The organism is Luteitalea sp. (assembly GCA_009377605.1).
Classification (GTDB): domain Bacteria; phylum Acidobacteriota; class Vicinamibacteria; order Vicinamibacterales; family Vicinamibacteraceae; genus WHTT01.
Map to the genome: position 1 here is coordinate 1 of WHTT01000304.1, position 609 is coordinate 609.

Annotated in this window: 1 protein-coding gene; it reads right to left on the bottom strand. The window is 60.3% G+C overall.

Features of this window, described 5'->3' with window-relative positions; translation table 11 throughout:
• Positions 1-270, bottom strand: a 270-nt coding sequence (locus GEV06_29050; protein ID MPZ21887.1) for a plasmid maintenance system killer protein, incomplete at its 3' end; no start/stop codon positions are given.
• Between the last annotated feature and the right edge of the window lie 339 nt (positions 271-609).

A 609-nucleotide genomic window follows, 5' to 3' on the forward strand; every position in this document is an offset into this window, starting at 1 on the left:
GACTTCGTAGGCATGGCCATTCTCCCAGCGGAACGTGACGCGGTACTGATCATTCACGCGAATGCTGTGCCGCCCGGCTTGATCTCCCTTCAGGGTCTCCAGCCGATTGCCGGCCGGCGCGCGGAGATCATCGAGCCTGGCAGCAACGTCCAACAGCTTCAGCTTCCGCTGGACCACCCTCCAAATCTCACGCGGAATCTGACGCGCCGCGCGCGTGTTTCGATCGCGGAACAGATCGGCGGTCGTGTCATCCCGAAATGACCGAATCACACGCCCAACAGATTACACGCATACCGTGTAATGCGTCAAGCAGTCGTCTCGCGCAGTCGTCTCGCGAGGAGGGGAGGCTACTCGCGTCGGAACCAACGATTTCACAGTCTTTTCAGGCTTTTGTTCGTCGGCTCCCACCCGTCGGTCCGCTCGTCTCCTTGCTGGTAGATCTCCACTTGCTGAACCGGTCCTGCTCCCAGCTCTCGGTCTGGTAGTTGAAGCGCACCTTCGAGACGCTGAACACTTGTCGCTGCTCAGGCCTCAGATGCTCCATTGCGAAGGCCTTGGAGGCGCCGCTCGGAAACTAGACCAGTCCGCCGCTCGGAAAGTGATCCACCT